General features: G+C 69.7%; 16 protein-coding genes. 9 read left to right on the top strand and 7 right to left on the bottom strand.

Annotation, left to right across the window (positions count from 1 at the left end):
• The first annotated feature begins 34 nt into the window (after nucleotides 1–34).
• Complete coding sequence (locus AB4Z09_RS02675) at nucleotides 35–1,087, top strand: alpha/beta hydrolase (protein ID WP_174912770.1); 1,053 nt, start codon at nucleotides 35–37, stop codon at nucleotides 1,085–1,087.
• Between the two features lie 83 nt (nucleotides 1,088–1,170).
• On the opposite strand, the gene AB4Z09_RS02670 is transcribed toward AB4Z09_RS02675, so the two are convergent.
• The gene (locus AB4Z09_RS02670) at nucleotides 1,171–1,314 is read right to left on the bottom strand and encodes a hypothetical protein (RefSeq protein WP_174912773.1); all 144 of its coding nucleotides are present in this window, start codon (nucleotides 1,312–1,314) and stop codon (nucleotides 1,171–1,173) included.
• Nucleotides 1,315–1,440: 126 nt separating this feature from the next.
• Nucleotides 1,441–2,253, bottom strand: coding sequence for an alpha/beta hydrolase family protein (locus AB4Z09_RS02665; protein WP_114718952.1), 813 nt, complete (start codon nucleotides 2,251–2,253; stop codon nucleotides 1,441–1,443).
• Between the two features lie 120 nt (nucleotides 2,254–2,373).
• Between AB4Z09_RS02665 and AB4Z09_RS02660 the strand changes: the two genes are divergently transcribed.
• Together AB4Z09_RS02660 and AB4Z09_RS02655 are read left to right on the top strand one after the other, a co-directional pair.
• A complete protein-coding gene (locus AB4Z09_RS02660) occupies nucleotides 2,374–3,324 on the top strand; it encodes a TIGR03621 family F420-dependent LLM class oxidoreductase (RefSeq protein WP_174912776.1) in 951 nt (316 codons plus the stop codon).
• A gap of 79 nt (nucleotides 3,325–3,403) precedes the next feature.
• Entirely contained in the window at nucleotides 3,404–3,604 is a 201-nt protein-coding gene (locus tag AB4Z09_RS02655) for a PspC domain-containing protein (RefSeq protein WP_174912779.1), read from the top strand.
• 85 nt (nucleotides 3,605–3,689) lie between these two features.
• Here AB4Z09_RS02655 and groL read toward each other — a convergent pair whose 3' ends face one another.
• From groL to AB4Z09_RS02640, 3 genes are all read right to left on the bottom strand, one after another.
• Nucleotides 3,690–5,315 (bottom strand): chaperonin GroEL, encoded by a 1,626-nt coding sequence (gene groL, locus AB4Z09_RS02650; RefSeq protein ID WP_114718616.1) that lies wholly within the window; start codon nucleotides 5,313–5,315, stop codon nucleotides 3,690–3,692.
• Nucleotides 5,316–5,573: 258 nt separating this feature from the next.
• The gene (locus AB4Z09_RS02645) at nucleotides 5,574–6,095 is read right to left on the bottom strand and encodes a DUF6764 family protein (protein WP_442239131.1); all 522 of its coding nucleotides are present in this window, start codon (nucleotides 6,093–6,095) and stop codon (nucleotides 5,574–5,576) included.
• Between the two features lie 132 nt (nucleotides 6,096–6,227).
• On the bottom strand, nucleotides 6,228–7,007 hold the full coding sequence (locus AB4Z09_RS02640) for an HAD-IIA family hydrolase (protein ID WP_114718614.1): 780 nt from the start codon (nucleotides 7,005–7,007) through the stop codon (nucleotides 6,228–6,230).
• 155 nt (nucleotides 7,008–7,162) lie between these two features.
• On the opposite strand from AB4Z09_RS02640, the gene AB4Z09_RS02635 reads away from it, so the two are divergent.
• The 3 genes from AB4Z09_RS02635 to AB4Z09_RS02625 all read left to right on the top strand — a co-directional run bounded on the left by AB4Z09_RS02635 (nucleotide 7,163) and on the right by AB4Z09_RS02625 (nucleotide 9,271).
• A complete protein-coding gene (locus AB4Z09_RS02635; RefSeq protein ID WP_114718613.1) occupies nucleotides 7,163–7,630 on the top strand; it encodes an SRPBCC family protein in 468 nt (155 codons plus the stop codon).
• Nucleotides 7,631–7,721: 91 nt separating this feature from the next.
• On the top strand, nucleotides 7,722–8,435 hold the full coding sequence (locus AB4Z09_RS02630) for a phosphatidylserine decarboxylase (protein ID WP_174912785.1): 714 nt from the start codon (nucleotides 7,722–7,724) through the stop codon (nucleotides 8,433–8,435).
• Nucleotides 8,436–8,482: 47 nt separating this feature from the next.
• A complete protein-coding gene (locus tag AB4Z09_RS02625; RefSeq protein ID WP_114718611.1) occupies nucleotides 8,483–9,271 on the top strand; it encodes a CDP-alcohol phosphatidyltransferase family protein in 789 nt (262 codons plus the stop codon).
• Between the two features lie 76 nt (nucleotides 9,272–9,347).
• On the opposite strand, the gene AB4Z09_RS02620 is transcribed toward AB4Z09_RS02625, so the two are convergent.
• Entirely contained in the window at nucleotides 9,348–10,217 is an 870-nt protein-coding gene (locus AB4Z09_RS02620; protein ID WP_174912790.1) for an endonuclease domain-containing protein, read from the bottom strand.
• 175 nt (nucleotides 10,218–10,392) lie between these two features.
• On the opposite strand from AB4Z09_RS02620, the gene AB4Z09_RS02615 reads away from it, so the two are divergent.
• From AB4Z09_RS02615 to AB4Z09_RS02605, 3 genes are all read left to right on the top strand, one after another.
• Nucleotides 10,393–12,579, top strand: a complete 2,187-nt coding sequence (locus AB4Z09_RS02615; protein ID WP_442239130.1) for an AAA family ATPase — start codon at nucleotides 10,393–10,395, stop codon at nucleotides 12,577–12,579.
• A gap of 17 nt (nucleotides 12,580–12,596) precedes the next feature.
• A complete protein-coding gene (locus AB4Z09_RS02610; protein WP_174912795.1) occupies nucleotides 12,597–13,910 on the top strand; it encodes a hypothetical protein in 1,314 nt (437 codons plus the stop codon).
• Nucleotides 13,911–14,006: 96 nt separating this feature from the next.
• A complete protein-coding gene (locus AB4Z09_RS02605; protein WP_442239129.1) occupies nucleotides 14,007–15,389 on the top strand; it encodes a hypothetical protein in 1,383 nt (460 codons plus the stop codon).
• Here the strand turns inward: AB4Z09_RS02605 and AB4Z09_RS02600 are convergent.
• A complete protein-coding gene (locus AB4Z09_RS02600; protein WP_254623040.1) occupies nucleotides 15,342–15,701 on the bottom strand; it encodes an NUDIX hydrolase in 360 nt (119 codons plus the stop codon). The two genes, AB4Z09_RS02605 and AB4Z09_RS02600, sit on opposite strands and share 48 nt — an antisense overlap.
• Nucleotides 15,702–15,883 lie beyond the last annotated feature (182 nt).

The following is a 15,883-nucleotide window of genomic DNA, read 5'->3' as shown; positions in this document are numbered from 1 at the left end:
GCCCGGAATCGAACAACCGGAAGTGAGCTGCCACATGAGATCCGACGCGATCACACGCCCGTCGCTGCGGCAACTGGGAGCAGGGGCCCTCGTCACCGCCACGGTCGTGGGCGCACTGCTGGGCGTCGCGCCGACCGCGACGGCCGGAGGCATTCCGAATCCGGCTGCGGCGCAGACGGATCCAGCGTCCGCCGATCGGTCCGACGGCGCCTACATCACCCGCATCGAGAACATCACCGATCGCTGGGTGCGGGTGTTCGTGTACTCCCCGGCGATGCAGTCCGAGCAGGAGGTGCAGGTGCTGTTGCCCCGCGATACCTCCGCGTCCCGGCCCACCCTGTACATGCTCGACGGACGGTCCGCCGCACCCGGAACGAGCAACTGGACCACACAGGGCAACGCGGTCGAGTTCTTCGAGGACAAGCCGGTGAACGTCGTCCTGACCACCGGCGGCCGCGCCAGCTACTTCACCGACTGGGACCAGCCCGACCCCGCCCTCGGCAACTACAAGTGGGAGACGTTCCTGACCGAGGAACTTCCCCCACTGATCGACGATCGGTTCGACGGCAACGGCATCCAGTCCATCGCCGGACTGTCGATGGGTGCGCAGTCCGCGATGATGCTCGCGATGCGGTCGCCCGGCCTGTACCGCGGAGTGGCCGCCTACAGCGGTTGCTACGAGACCACCGGTGATCTCGGCCAGACCCAGATGAGGCTCGTCGTCTCCAGCTACGGCGGCGACATCACGAACATGTGGGGCCCGTTCACCGATCCGAAGTGGGCCGAGCACGACGTCGTCATCAATGCCGAGAAGCTGCGTGGCACCACGATGTACGTCTCGACGGCCACCGGGCTGCCCGGCCCCAACGAGAACCTGGGCAACCCCGACCTGATCCCGCTCGTCACACAGGGCGGACCGATCGAGGCGGTCACCAACTTCTGTACCCACCAACTCGACGACCGGCTGCGTTCCCTCGGGATCCCGGCCACCTTCGTCTACAACCCGGTGGGAGTCCACACCTGGGCGTACTGGCGCGACGAACTACCCAAGTCGTGGCCGACGCTCGCAGCCTCGCTCGGGGTCTGAGCCGCCGCGACACTCCGAACACGAAGAAGGCGGCGACGGTGCGTATGCACCGTCGCCGCCTTCTCGACGTTCGAGAGCGAAACTCAGGCGCTGAGCGAGCTGAGCGAGGCGGTGTCGAGCGAGCCGGAGGCGCCGGTGCCAGAGGAGCTGGCCGTGCCGAGCGAGTTCAGAGCCTTCACGATCGAGGTGACGGCATTGAGGACGGTGAGGATCTCAGTCGAGCCCATGGAAAACTCCCTGCGGTTCTTGTGGTGTGGCGCCCCCGGAGCGAAAGCGCTGCGGTCAATATAACGGTCGGGACACGGCAACAGCACCACATTGACACATACCCGGGATGAAATATGAGGGTGAAATCAAGAGTGATCCCGAATCCACCGCGCGATCCGCTCGGAAGTGCTGTCCGGCGTCCGAATCCACCCGTTATGTCCCAGTTCTTCCGGCTGGTGCCAGGTCGTGACGTCGGAGCCGGACAGTTTGTCCAACAGGTTCTTCGAGGAACTGCGYGGCGCCAGTTCGTCACCCTCGATCGAAATGGACAGCACCGGCAGCTTCAATCGTCCGATACGTTCCTCGTAGTCGATATCCGACCCTGACGGTTCGATTCGTCCGGTGCGCGCGAAGCGTGACCAGTCCGAGATCAGCACCCGCGACTGCCGCCCGAACCCCCCGACGTCCAAGCGGTCGCCGGGCCAGAACCCGGCCACGCTCGCGGTGAGGGACATGGCCGTCGACCCCAGCAGCACACCCGGCGACCGGGTTCCGGGAAATCCCCGATAGTAGGGCGAACCGGACGCCACGAGGATCAGCCCGCCGAGGCGTCCCCGTATCCGCGCCGCATACATCACCCCGAGCTGCCCGCCCATGCTGTGGCCCAACAGGAACGGCGTGCTCTCGTCGAACCGCTCGCGCACCACCTCGAACATCGCCGGCAGATCGACCGCCACCAATTCCTGGTAACCGAACGTGCTCGACGCGCTCGGCCGCGGCCGACTGTCGCCCTGGCCCCGCAGCTCGCACGTCGCGGCGCAGAAGCCCTGCTCCACCAGAGAATTCGCAAACCGGTCGTAGAACGCGCCGGGAATGCCGAGACCCGGCACGATCACCACCACCGGCGCACCCTCCGGTCCGGGAAACAGCCGCACCGGCGTCGTCGTCCCGTCGGGCATCTGGATCGGCACGGTCTCCGCCACGAGTCCGAGCCTATGCCCCCTCGGCCCGCGGGGCCCGGCAAACGGATCTCCCGCGGGTCCGGCCCGCGAACGACTGCGCGCTGGCATCCTGACGAGATGACCGGGTTTCGGTTTTCGCACAACGTCTTCGGCATCGCTTCACGGGACGAGTTCGTGGCCACGTGCCGGCGCGCCGAGCACAACGGCTACGACGCCATCTTCGCCGCGGACCATCTGGGGGCGCCGTCACCGTTCCCGCTCCTGGTCGCCGCCGCTGCCGCCACCGACCGCCTCCGGGTGGGCACCCTCGTGCTCAATGTCGGCTTCTGGAATCCCACGTTGCTCGCACGCGAGATCGCGACCACCGACATCCTCACCGGTGGCCGGCTCGAGGTGGGGCTCGGGGCCGGGCACATGAAGTGGGAGTTCGACGAGGCCGGCATCGCGTGGGAGCCGTTCGGAGTCCGCACCGAACGGCTGGCCGGCACGGTCGAGGAACTGCGTCGCCGGTTCCGGTCCGACGGCTTCGAGCAGCAGGCCGCGATGCGGGCGAACTTCGGCATGCCCGTGCTGCGGCCCGTGCAGCGCCGCGGATTCGACGGCTCCGGGCCACCGCTGATCGTCGGAGGTACCGGCGATCGTGTCCTGCGTCTGGCGGCGCAGCAGGCCGACGTCGTCGGGGTCGCCGGGGCCTTCCAGATCGCCGGGCAACCACCCGGCACGTTCCGGATCGCGACCGCCGCCGAGACCGACGAGCGCGTCCGCTACGCGCGTGGATGCGCCGGCGACCGGGCTGCCCGGATCGAATGGCAGATCCTGGTGCAGGTGGTGATCGAGACCGACGACCGGGCCTCGGCCGCAGCCGAACTCGCCCGGAGGTTCGGGGACGTCATGGCGGTGGAGGACATCCTCGAGACGCCCTTCGTCCTGCTGGGGACCGTCGACGAGATGGCCCGGCAGGTCGCGGCGAACCGCGACCGCTACGGCTTCAACCACTTCACCGTCCACGAACCCCACGCCGACACGTTCGCACCGGTCATCGCCGCGATCCGGGCCCACCGGGGGTGACCCCGAGAGCAAAGATCAGGGTGCAGATCCGGGGGAATCCCGATGGTTTCCGGCGCCTGCGCGAACCAGACTCGATGTCATGACCTACAGCGACTCGCCCCGACAGTTCGTCCGTTCCAGCAGCCAGCGCATGCTCTCCGGCGTGTGCGGCGGCGTTGCCGAGTACTTCGGCATCGACGTCAACCTCGTTCGCGTTGCCGCCGTCGTCGGCGCGTTCATCTCGTTCGGCACCGTCGCCCTGATCTACCTCGCGGCGTGGATGCTCATGCCGGGCGAGTGATCGAGAAATGCGAGAAGCCCGGGACACCGTGAAGGTGTCCCGGGCTTCTTCGTCTTACCTGAGCTCAGGCTTTCCGATCGTCAGATCAGAAGTCCATGCCGCCCATGCCACCGGTCGGGTCGCCCATGGGAGCAGCGGCCTTCTCCGGCTTGTCGGCGACGACAGCCTCGGTGGTCAGGAACAGAGCCGCGATCGACGCAGCGTTCTGCAGCGCCGAGCGGGTGACCTTGACCGGGTCGTTGATGCCCGCAGCGAGCAGGTCCTCGTACTCACCGGTGGCGGCGTTCAGGCCGCTGCCGGCGGGCAGGTTGCGGACCTTCTCCGCGACGACGCCGGGCTCGAGGCCGGCGTTGAACGCGATCTGCTTGAGCGGAGCCTCGAGGGCAACCTTGACGATGTTGGCACCGGTGGCCTCGTCGCCCTCCAGCTTCAGGTCGTCCAGGACCGGAGCGGACTGCAGCAGAGCCACGCCACCACCGGCGACGATGCCCTCCTCGACGGCAGCCTTCGCGTTGCGGACGGCGTCCTCGATGCGGTGCTTGCGCTCCTTGAGCTCGACCTCGGTCGCAGCGCCGGCCTTGATGACAGCAACGCCACCGGCCAGCTTGGCCAGGCGCTCCTGCAGCTTCTCGCGGTCGTAATCCGAATCCGACGCCTCGATCTCGGCGCGGATCTGGTTGACGCGACCGGCGATGGCGTCGGCGTCGCCGGCACCCTCGACGATGGTGGTCTCGTCCTTGGTGACGACGACCTTGCGGGCGCGGCCCAGCAGCTCGATGCCGGCGGTCTCCAGGGACAGGCCGACCTCTTCGCTGACGACCTCGCCACCGGTGAGGATGGCGATGTCGGCGAGCTGCGCCTTGCGGCGGTCACCGAAGCCCGGAGCCTTGACGGCGACGGACTTGAAGGTGCCGCGGATCTTGTTGACGACCAGGGTCGAGAGGGCCTCGCCCTCGACGTCCTCGGCGATGATCAGCAGCGGCTTACCGGCCTGGATGACCTTCTCCAGCAGCGGCAGCAGGTCCTTGACCGTGGAGATCTTGGAGCTGACCAGCAGGATGTACGGATCCTCGAGGACCGCTTCCTGACGCTCGGCGTCGGTCGCGAAGTACAGCGAGATGTAGCCCTTGTCGAAGCGCATACCCTCGGTGAGCTCGAGCTGCAGGCCGAAGGAGTTGGACTCCTCGACGGTGATGACGCCTTCCTTGCCTACCTTGTCCATGGCCTCGGCGATGAGCTCACCGATGGTGGAGTCGCCAGCCGAGATACCGGCGGTGGCAGCGATCTGCTCCTTGGTCTCGACCTCCTTGGCGGTGTCGAGCAGCTTGGCGGTGACGGCCTCGACGGCCTTCTCGATGCCGCGCTTCAGACCCAGCGGGTTGGCGCCGGCAGCGACGTTGCGCAGACCCTCACGGACGAGCGCCTGAGCGAGGACGGTGGCGGTGGTGGTGCCGTCGCCAGCGACGTCGTCGGTCTTCTTGGCGACCTCCTTGACCAGCTCGGCGCCGATCTTCTCGTAGGGGTCCTCGAGCTCGATCTCCTTGGCGATGGAAACACCGTCGTTGGTGATCGTGGGGGCGCCCCACTTCTTCTCGAGCACGACGTTGCGACCCTTGGGTCCCAGCGTCACCTTGACGGCGTCAGCGAGGCTGTTCAGGCCACGCTCGAGGCCGCGACGTGCCTCTTCGTCGAACGCGATGATCTTGGCCATTGCGAAGTGATCCTCCGGATTGGGGGTGACACACAGGACGATCGCTCGTCGGATCGCCCTATTTACGCTTCCGGCCAGGCTCGGTGCCCGCGACGGACGACCAGGGGTGTCTAGGTTCCCGGTCTCACCGTCCCGACCTGGCACTCACGAGTCGCGAGTGCCAAGTGCATTCTTAGCACTCGAGGGGGGTGAGTGCAACGTCGCGGGGAGGTCTCCGCCGACGGCGAACACCACCCGCCCGTCACCCCTGCGTCGCGTCTACCCCAGGCAGGTCTGGCCGGTCTTCAGATTCCACGCGAACGACAGCGGTCCGACGCAGTTGACGCCGCCCTGTTCGGCCGTCGCGCCCGAGCCCCAACCGGCGACCGCGAAGGTCGCGTAGCCGTCGTCGGCCCACGAGTGCGCGATGCCGCCGCCGATCGCCAGCGCAAGCGACTGACCGTTGCCGCGCGAGGCGCTGAGCGCGGTGCCGAAACCGGTCGCGAGGCTGTTCGACGAACCGAGGTCCTGCGCGACGGAGACCGCCGTGCCGCTGTCCATCGCGGCGGAGCGGGCCACGCCCTGCTCGAACGCCTGGGCGCCACAGCTCGCGTAGTCCGAGACCTGGATGTCGTTGGGCGTGCCCGGCGACAGGCATGCCACCGGCGCCGCCGCAGCCGTACCCGCGCCGATCATCGAAACACCCGCTGCCACACCGATTCCCGCTGCAGCGATCACCGCAGCCCGGGTCATCCGGCGACCGAGATCGGAAATTGCACGCAGGCGGGAAACGGTCGACATCGAGACTCCTTCACGAACGGAAAAGGGAGCGCCGGGCAGGCTCCGGGAGTGCCGCCGGGCGTGCCCGAGACAGTACCCGTTCACGTCCCGGATGCCAGGGATTTCGATAGCGAACCGAAGTAGGTCGGCGCGTCACCCGAATTCGGTCAGCAGCGCCGGCAGATCGGCCACCGAATCGATCACATGGTCGGGCCGATCGACCGCCAGATCGAGGACCGGCTGCCGAAACTTCCCCGTCCGCACCAACACCCCCGCCATGCCCACCCGCTGCGCCGGCAGCACGTCGCCGCGGAAGTCGTCACCGACCATCACCGTCGCCGCCGGATCCGCACCCATCAGTTCCGCCGCGGTGAGGAAGCCCGTGAGCGACGGCTTGCCGACCGCCACGATCCGCGAGCCCGACGCCTCCTCCAGCCCCGGCAGATACGCGCCCGTGTCCAGCCGCAGGCCGTCGGACTCCGACCACATCAGCGCGCGATGCATCGCCACGACCGGCACGCCCGCGACCATGAAGTCCAGCACCCGACTGAGGGCCTCGTGCGTGAATTCGGCTCCGGCCCCGCCGAGGACGATCACCTCGGGATCGACGTCGTCGAACTCGACGCCTTCCATGTCGGCACGGATGTCGCCGTGATTGAGCAGCATCACGCGGGCACCCGGATAGGTCGACCGCAGGTACTCCGTCGTGAGCCGGACCGCGGTCACGATCTCGTCGGGCCGCACGTCGAACCCCGCGGTCGCGAGCTCGGATGCGATCTCGTCGCACGTCCTCGATGTGGTGTTCGTGAGGAAGGCACGAACACCTCCGCGGCGACGCAGCTCGTCGAGCGCCTCGACGGCACCGGGCACCGGTTGCCACGAGGTGACGAGCACACCGTCGATGTCGAACAGAACGCCCTCGACACGGCTCATGGATTCGAGGGTATCGGCCGAGCGCCGGGCCGCGCCGGGGATGCGAAATCCAGGCCCGTGAGTGACCTGCCGCACACACCGCCGGTGTCAGGGCCTAGGATCCACGGGTACGCGTGACCTCCTGTACCACCTAATTCGAACTGGAGAGCCGGACCGTGACGAACACCCTCGAAGCAACCATCGAGATCGCCGCCACCCCGCAGGACGTGTGGACGATCGTCTCCGACCTGAAGCGCATGGGCGAGTGGAGCCCGCAGTGCCGCAAGATGCGCGTCTCCGGCGAGGTCCGCGAGGGCACCAAGACGTTCAACCTCAACCGCAAGGGCTTCCTGGTGTGGCCCACCACCGCCAAGGTCATCCGGTTCGAGCCCAACAAGGCCATCGCGTTCCGGATCGCCGAGAACCGCACCATCTGGTCGTACACCCTCGAGGCCACCGAGACCGGCACCCGCGTCGTCGAGCGCCGCGAAGCCCCCACCGGCACGAGCCAGCTGTCGCAGTTCCTGATCAAGACCGTCCTCGGCGGCGCGGAGGCCTTCGAGGCCGACATGATCGTCGGCATGAACACCACGCTCGCGCGCATCAAGAGCGAGGCCGAGGCAATCGCCGTCGGGCCCCGCTAGCACATCGCGACCCACCGGTTCGCGGCACTCACGTAGCCTGTACCAGCACGTGCGGCGAACGCCGCATCACCCGAACAGGTAAGAGGAGCTCGTGGCACGTCGACCGACACCCCCTGGTACCCCCCAGCCCACCGGCGTCGGCCACGTCATCGGCCTCGTCAAGGCTGCCGTCCCGCCGCTGCACCCCGCCGGCCTGCCGTTCGTGCTCGCCCCGCTCGCGGTCGCAGCGGTGGGGCGCAACCGCAAGTGGGTGCGCCGCGCCGGCCTCGCCTCCGCGGCAGCGTGCGCCACGTTCTTCCGTCACCCGCACCGAGTGCCGCCCAACCGGCCCGGTGTCGTCGTCGCCCCAGCCGACGGTGAGGTCGCGCTCGTCGACAGCGCGGTTCCGCCCGCCGAACTCGGCATGGGTGACCAGCCGCTGCCCCGCGTCAGCATCTTCCTGTCGGTGCTCGACGTCCACGTCCAGCGCACGCCCGTCGCCGGACTCGTGAAGAAGGTCGTCCACCAGCGCGGACAGTTCCTGTCCGCGGACCTGGCCGACGCCAGCGAGGTCAACGAGCGCAACAGCATGCTCCTCGAGACCGCCGACGGCCACGACGTCGCCGTCGTGCAGATCGCCGGCCTGCTCGCCCGCCGCATCGTGTGCGACGCCAAGGAAGGCGACAAGCTCACCATCGGCGACACGTACGGACTCATCCGTTTCGGTTCGCGGGTCGACACGTACTTCCCGGCCGGCACCACGCTGCTCGTCGAGCGCGGCCAGCGCACCGTGGGCGCCGAGACCGTCCTCGCGCAACTGTCGTGAGACCGCCCCGCCCCAGCGGACGGAACGCGGTCCGATTACTGCCGAGCATGATCACGATCCTCGCGCTCTGCAGCGGGTTGTCCGCGGTCAAGTTCGCGCTCGACGGCGAACTCGGCACCGCGCTCGCGATGATCGGGGCGGCCGCCGTCCTCGACTCGCTCGACGGACGCATCGCCCGGATGCTCGACGCCACCAGCAAGATCGGCGCCGAACTGGACTCGCTGGCCGACGCCATCTCCTTCGGCGTCGCCCCCGCCCTGGTGCTGTACGTGACACTGCTCGACGGCAACAACTTCGGCTGGATCATCGCGCTGCTGTACGCGGTGAGCATCGTGCTGCGCCTGGCACGGTTCAACACCCTGCTCGACGACGACACCGTGCCCGCGTACACGAAGGACTTCTTCGTCGGCGTCCCCGCACCGGCCGGTGCGCTGATCGCCCTCACCCCGCTCGCCGCCTACATCCAGTGGGGCGACGGCTGGTGGTCGTCGATCGGTGTCGTCACGGTGTGGACCCTGTTGTCGGCGGCCCTGATCGTCAGCCGCATCCCCACCCTGGCGATGAAGTCCGTATCGGTGCCGGGCCGCATGGCCGCCGGACTGCTCGCGCTCGTCGCCCTCGCCGCAGCCGCCCTGGTCACCTACCCGTACATGCTGCTGATGGTCCTCGTCGCCGTCTACCTCGTGCACATCCCCTTCGCGGTCCGGTCCAAGCGCTGGGTCGCCGCGCGCCCCGAAACCTGGGACATCAAGCCGTCCGAGCGCCGCGCCATCCGCCGCGCCCCCGGCGGCAACCGCCGCTCCGCCGCCCGCCTGGGCCTGCGCCGGCCGCGGTAGTCGCCTCCGCGTTTTGCGCACTTATCGGTCTCGGGCAGGCCCCGGGAAGACCGATAAGTGCGCAAAACGTCGGCCGTCAGTGCCGTCGACGTGCACGACGCAGGGCGCCGTCGACGAGGTCGACGACCGCGACCGGATCCACGAGCATCTCGGCGGTGACGAACACGATCTCCCATCCGGCCGCGCGCAGCCGGTTCTGACGGTCGCGATCCCGGGCGAGGGCGAACTTCTCACCGTGCCAGCGCCCGTCGTACTCGACGGCCACCCGCTCCTCCTCGAAGCCGAGATCGACACGCGCGACGAACCGCCCGTCGACGTGGATCTCCACCTGCGGAGTCGGTGTCAGACCGGCCAGACACAGGCGGACCCGCAACTCCGATTCCTTGGGCGACTCGGCGCGCGGGTCGGTGAGGGCCAGCGCCTCACGCGCTCGGACGACGCCGTGGTCGCGTCGGCCGTCCAGGTAGCGCTCCATGCCCGTGCGGGACGTCATCCCGGCGCCCAGGATCCGGTCCGCGTCCGCCACCGCGCGGACCAGCGCACCGGTCGCGAGGACGTCGAACGTCATCCGCTCGGGCCGGGCGATCGCGATGCGATCCCACGGTTCGTGGTCGGACGGATCGATGGCGACGCGGCGCACCTGCAGCCCCGGACGCCGGTTGACACGGTGCCCCGGCAGCGCGATCACCTCCACCGGGTCCGACGTCGAGGCGAGCGGCACGCCCCGCACGACCGCCGCGGACCGTCCGGTCAGCACCAGCGTCCCCTCCCCGGTGAGCGCGGCCGCCCGGCACCGGAGCTCGTGGCTGTCGCGGACGACGCTCGGGCAGTACACGCCGCGAAACAGCCGCCGCACGCGCGGGCCGCGAAGCTCCATCGCCGTCAGGGCCCCGTCGCGGACCGCGTCCACGCCCAGGAACACCTCGGGCAGTTCCGGTCTCCTCATGTTCGGACACCCTGCCGGACCGACCGGGCCCGAATCCGTCCTCGCACCGACTTATCCACAACCGCCGTCCCGCGATTCGCGCACTTATCGGTGTTCCCGGGGCCCCGACGGCACCGATAAGTGCGCAAATCGCGGGGAGGGAGGGGACGCGTCGGGCCGCACTAGGCTGGCAGACGTGACCTCCCCCGAACTGACGCTCACGGTCCGACTCAACACGTCCGCCGCGGACGCCCGACGCGGTGTGGTGCGACTGCACCCCGAGGCCCTCGCGGCGCTGGGGCTGCGGGAGTGGGACGCGATCGCCCTCGTCGGGGCCCGGCGCACGGCCGCGGTCGCGGGACGAGCACCGGCCGGAACACCCACCGGCACCGCGTTACTCGACGACGTCACGCTCTCCAACGTCGGGCTACGCGAGAACGCGACGGTGGTGGTCACCCCCGTCACGGTGTACGGCGCACGGACGGTCACCGTCAGCGGTTCCTCGATGGCGCAGCATTCCGTCTCCGACACCACACTGCGACAGGCGCTGCTCGGCAAGGTCCTCACCGTGGGTGACGCCGTGTCGCTGCTGCCGCGCGACCTGGGCCCCGGCACCAGCACCGCGTCGGCGACACAGGCGCTGTCGCGCACGTTCGCGGTGACGTGGACGTCGGAGCTGCTGACGGTCACCGGCGTCGACCCGTCGGGCGGACCGGTGAGCGTGCAACCGAATTCGGCGGTGAGCTGGGGGTCCGGGGTGCCGGACGCGACACCGGCGCCGGTCTCGGGCACGCCGACCGCGGCGCCGACCGTCACCGAACCGCGAACCGGCTCGACGGTCCCCGTCGAGGACCTGGTGGGCGCCCACGCCCAGGCCGCGAAGCTCACCGAGTGGCTGGGACTCGCACTCGACGAGCCCGAACTTCTCCACACCCTCGGCGCCTCACCGCACCTCGGGGTCCTCGTCACCGGACCGGCCGGGGTCGGCAAGTCGATGTTGGCCCGCTCGGTGCTGGCGTCGCGTCGGGTCGTGGAACTCGACGGTCCGGGAGCCGGTGCGGCCGAAGCGCAGTCGCGGCTCCAGCAGGTCACGGCGGCAGTCGACGCCGTCCGGTCCGGTGGCGTGCTGCTCATCACCGACATCGATGCGCTGCTGCCCGCCGTGCGCGAACCGGTCTCGACGATGATCATCGACCAACTGCGCCGCGCCGTCGACACCGAGTCGGTCGCGTTCGTCGCCACCACCGCACACCCCGAGAGCCTCGACGACCGACTGCGCGGACCGGACCTGTGCGACCGCGAGCTGTCGCTGTCACTGCCCGACGGTACCGGGCGCCGGCAACTGCTGGAACTGCTGCTCCGCAAGGTTCCCACCGCCGATCTCGATCTCACCGAGATAGCATCACGCACTCCAGGTTTCGTCGTCGCGGACCTGGCCGCCCTGTGCCGGGAGGCGGCACTGCGCGCGGCGTCGCGGGCGAGCAGCGCCAAGGCCGAGCCCCGGCTGACGCAGGACGACCTGGTGGGCGCCCTCGAGGTGATCCGGCCGCTGTCGCGGTCGGGCACCGAGGAACTCGCGATCGGCAGCGTCACCCTCGACGACGTCGGCGACATGGTCGAGACCAAGCAAGCCCTCACCGAGGCGGTGCTGTGGCCGCTGCAGCACCCGGATTCGTTCGCACGCCTGGGCGTCGACCCGCCGCGCGGCGTCCTGCTGTACGGGCCGCCCGGCTGCGGCAAGACGTATCTCGTTCGCGCCCTTGCCAGTTCGGGTCAACTCAGCGTTCACGCCGTCAAGGGCGCCGAGCTGATGGACAAGTGGGTGGGCTCGTCGGAGAAGGCGGTGCGCGAATTGTTCCAGCGCGCCCGCGATTCGGCGCCGTCGCTGATCTTCCTCGACGAGGTGGACGCCCTCGCCCCACGCCGCGGGCAGAGTTCCGACTCGGGTGTCTCCGACCGGGTCGTGGCCGCGCTGCTCACCGAACTCGACGGCGTCGAACCGCTCCGCGACGTCGTGGTGCTCGGTGCCACCAACCGTCCCGACCTGATCGACCCCGCCCTGCTGCGTCCCGGCCGGCTCGAGCGGCTGGTGTTCGTGCCGCCGCCGGACGCGGACGCGCGCAAGGAGATTCTGCGGACGTCGGGCAAGTCGGTGCCGCTCGCGGACGATGTCGACCTGGACGCGCTGGCACAGGACCTCGACGGCTACTCGGCCGCCGACTGTGCGGCGCTACTGCGCGAGGCCGCCCTCGCGGCCATGCGACGCAGTGTCGATGCCGCCGACGTGACCGCCGACGACGTCGCGGCGGCGCGGGAGAAGGTGCGGCCGTCCCTGGACCCCGATCAGGTCGCGCACCTCAAGGCCTACGCGGAGAACCGGTGAGGGGCTAGCGTCGAGGCGTGGCCCCGACCGTCCGCGTGTGGGTGCCCGCCGTAGCCGCATGGTTCGCGGGCACCCTGGCCACGTTCGTGCTCGCAAACCCGCCCGAGTGGCGCGGGACGATCAACGTGACCGGCCGCCAGCTGGAGTGGTGGCTCGACGCCCTGCCCACCGGATCCGTGATCGGCGCGGCCCTCGCGGTACCGGCATACGTGGCCCTGCGACGCGCGCATTCGCTGCGGCCGGCCTGGGCCGCGGCCGTCGTAGCAGCGAGCACGCTGATCGCGGCCCGGATCGCGGTCCCGGGCGTACGCGGGTTGGTCGAGGTGACGACCCTGCACTACGCCAAGTGCGTAGCCGCTGGGCTGCTGCTCGGTGCGGCCGTCGCCGCAGTGTGGATGCGCCCCTTCGCACGATTCGTCCTCGCCACCGCGGTCGCCTCGACACTCGTCGTCGCACACACCGCGCACGCCACCAATGAACCCAGCGTGTCGACACTGGGTCCGCCGTTCTGGTGGTTGCTCATCCCGGCGCTCGTCCTCGCCGCGGTGTGCGTGGTGATCGATACGGCCCACGTAACGACCGCCGGGACCGGCCGGATCATGATCCAGGCGATCGCCGCCGCCACCACCCTCGCGTTCGCCCACCGAACGCTCGGGGCATGGATCGACGGTCAGACCACCAACTCCGAACTGCTGGTGTGGGTCTTCATCGGTGTCTGCCTCGTGCTGGTGACGGCCCTCACCGAATTCTGGGCACGACGCGTCGACAGCCCGTTCCTGCTCGCGGCGACCGCGGTGGCCGCGGCCGCCGCGCTGGTCACACCGCAGATTGCTCGACAGTTCACGCTCGAGCCGTGGCTGATGGTCTCGGTCGGCGTCGCAGCGGTGGCCGGCGGGTTGGCGGTCGCGGTGCGACGTTCGTCGCCCCCACTCGGGTTCGCGCTGCTCGCGCTGATCCCGCTCTCGACCGCGATCGATCCGGACGTCGGCGACGGCCGCGCCTGGCTCCTGGCACGACTTGCGGTTCTCGGACTCGGCATCGGCCTCGCCCTCGGCTCGACCCTGCCCGACGACGGTGCCCTCGCATCGCTCGGTCTCGCGGTGCCGCTCCTGTCGCTGGTGTTCACGTACGTCGCACAGTCCGACGGCGCGATCGCGATCTACAGCGGCACGCACGAACGGCCCCCGCACACCGAGGGCGGCCTGTTCGGAGCCGTCGAGCCCTACGCGCCCGTCAGCCACCTCGCCGGAGTCGCGCTCCTGATCGTCGTGCTCTACTGCGCCGTCGCGATCCGCAGGCTGCGCACCCGTCCCGCCTCCCGGGCGGAATGACGCCGCGCGTCAGTCCACGAGGCGGTCGCCGCCGGACCGGGTGGGCACCCGAAGGCCTGCACCGAGAACCGCTGAGCTGCAGGTAACGTCGGGCCGATGACCACGAACGCCCGCTTGTCGCTGACGGCCGTCGCCACCGCGTTCGCGGGAGTGCTGGGGACGTTCGTCCTCATCAGCCGCCCCCAGTGGGGACCGCTGTTCAGTGCGTCCGAGCGCCAGTTGGACGACTGGAACGCCGCCCTGCCGACCGGTGTCGCCGTCGGCTGCGTCGTCGCCGTACTCGCGTACGGGGCGCTCCAGCGCGCCGGTTCGGCTCGACCCCCGTGGATCACGGCGGTCGTGGCGACGGCTGTCCTGATCGCGGCGCGCCTGGCGGTGTCGGGCGTGAGCGATCTCGACCAGCTGACGGTGCTGTACTACACCAAGTGCGTGGCCGGCGGCGTCCTGCTGGGTGCCGTCGTGGCCGCGGCGTGGTCGCGGGCCCTCCCCCGGCTTGCCCTCACGATCGCCGTCGCCGCGACGTTCGTCGTCGCCCACACCGCGCACTCCGACTGGACACCGAGCACGTCGATGCTCGGCGAGCCGTTCTGGTGGGTGCTGGTTCCCGCGATCGTCCTCGCGGCCGTGTGTGCGGCGGTCGACACCGACACACCCGCACGCGCCGACGCCGGGACTGTGCGCGAGGCGATCGCGGCGGTGTCGACGCTCGCCGTCGGGCACCGCCTCCTCAGCGCGTGGATCGACGGCCAGAGCGGGTCACGGTTCCGGCTGTGGATCGTCGTCGGGCTGTGCCTCGTGCTGGTCGTCGCGCTCACCGAGTTCTGGGCGCGGCGCCTCGAGTCGCCGTTCCTGCTCGCCGCCACCGCCGTCGCGGCGACCGCACCGATGGTCACGACGCTCCTCGCCGACGATCATCTCCGGCTGCAGCCCTGGCTGCCAGTAGCCGTCGGAGTCACGGCGGTGGCCGCGGGCGTCGCGATCGCGCTGCGCCGACCGTCGCCGCTGATCGGCCTATGCCTGCTCGCGGTGATCCCGCTGTGGACCGCCGTCGACCCGACGGCGACCGACAGCCGAGCGTGGTTCCTCGTCGAACTCGCGGTCCTCGGTGTCGGGATCGGACTCGCCCTCGGCTCGACCCTGCCCGACGGCGGAGCCGTCGCCGCGCTGGGCCTGGTCGTGCCGCTACTGTCGCTGGTGTTCACGACGCTGGTGGGCGTCACGACCTCGTTCGTGGTCTACAGCGGAAGCTACGAGCCGCTGCCGGACGTCCCGTTCAACATGCCCAACGGGTTGTCCACGTCGGAGGCAATCGAGATTTTCGTCGACAGCGATCCGTGGCCGTCGAACGTCACTTTCGACCGCGGCGCCGGCGTCGCGCTGCTGCTGGTCGTGGTGTTCTGCGCGCTCGCGATTCGGGGACTCCGGGCGCGACTAGTCGACCAGGTCCAGTTCCCGGAGCCGCGCGAAGACGAGCCGTGAACCGGGCGCGGTCTCGGGCATCGCGGCGTACTCGGCCTCGGTGAACCAGCGGATCTCGGCGACCTCGCTGGTGGCCTGCGGCTCGTCGGTGAGGTCGGCGAGGAAGCACGTCATGTGCAGGCGGGTACCGGGCTGGTGCCCGAAGGCCTCCGCCTCGAACACACCCAACCGAATGAGCGTCCCGTCCACGATCCCCGCGTCGAGTTCCTCACGGACCTCCCGGTGCAGGGCCTGTTCGGGGGTCTCACCCGGGTCGATCTTGCCGCCGGCCATGTAGAAGGCGGTCTTGCCGGCGGATCTGGCCTGCAGCATGCGGCGGTCCCGGATATGCGCGAGGGCGGCGGTTCGGATCACGGTGGGGTTCTCGTCGGACACCTGTCGCAACGTACCCCCGTCTGGGTTCGACCACCCATCTACCACGGTTTGTCCGCTTTGTACCGATTGAAACTTCGATTTGGACACTTAGTAAGATAGACCCCGTAGTCCCCTTCGCT

Source organism: Rhodococcus sp. TAF43, from assembly GCF_052113525.1.
Classification (GTDB): Bacteria; Actinomycetota; Actinomycetes; order Mycobacteriales; family Mycobacteriaceae; genus Prescottella.
The sequence above is the reverse complement of the archived record's forward strand: the minus strand, read 5'-3'. Positions and strand labels throughout refer to the sequence as shown.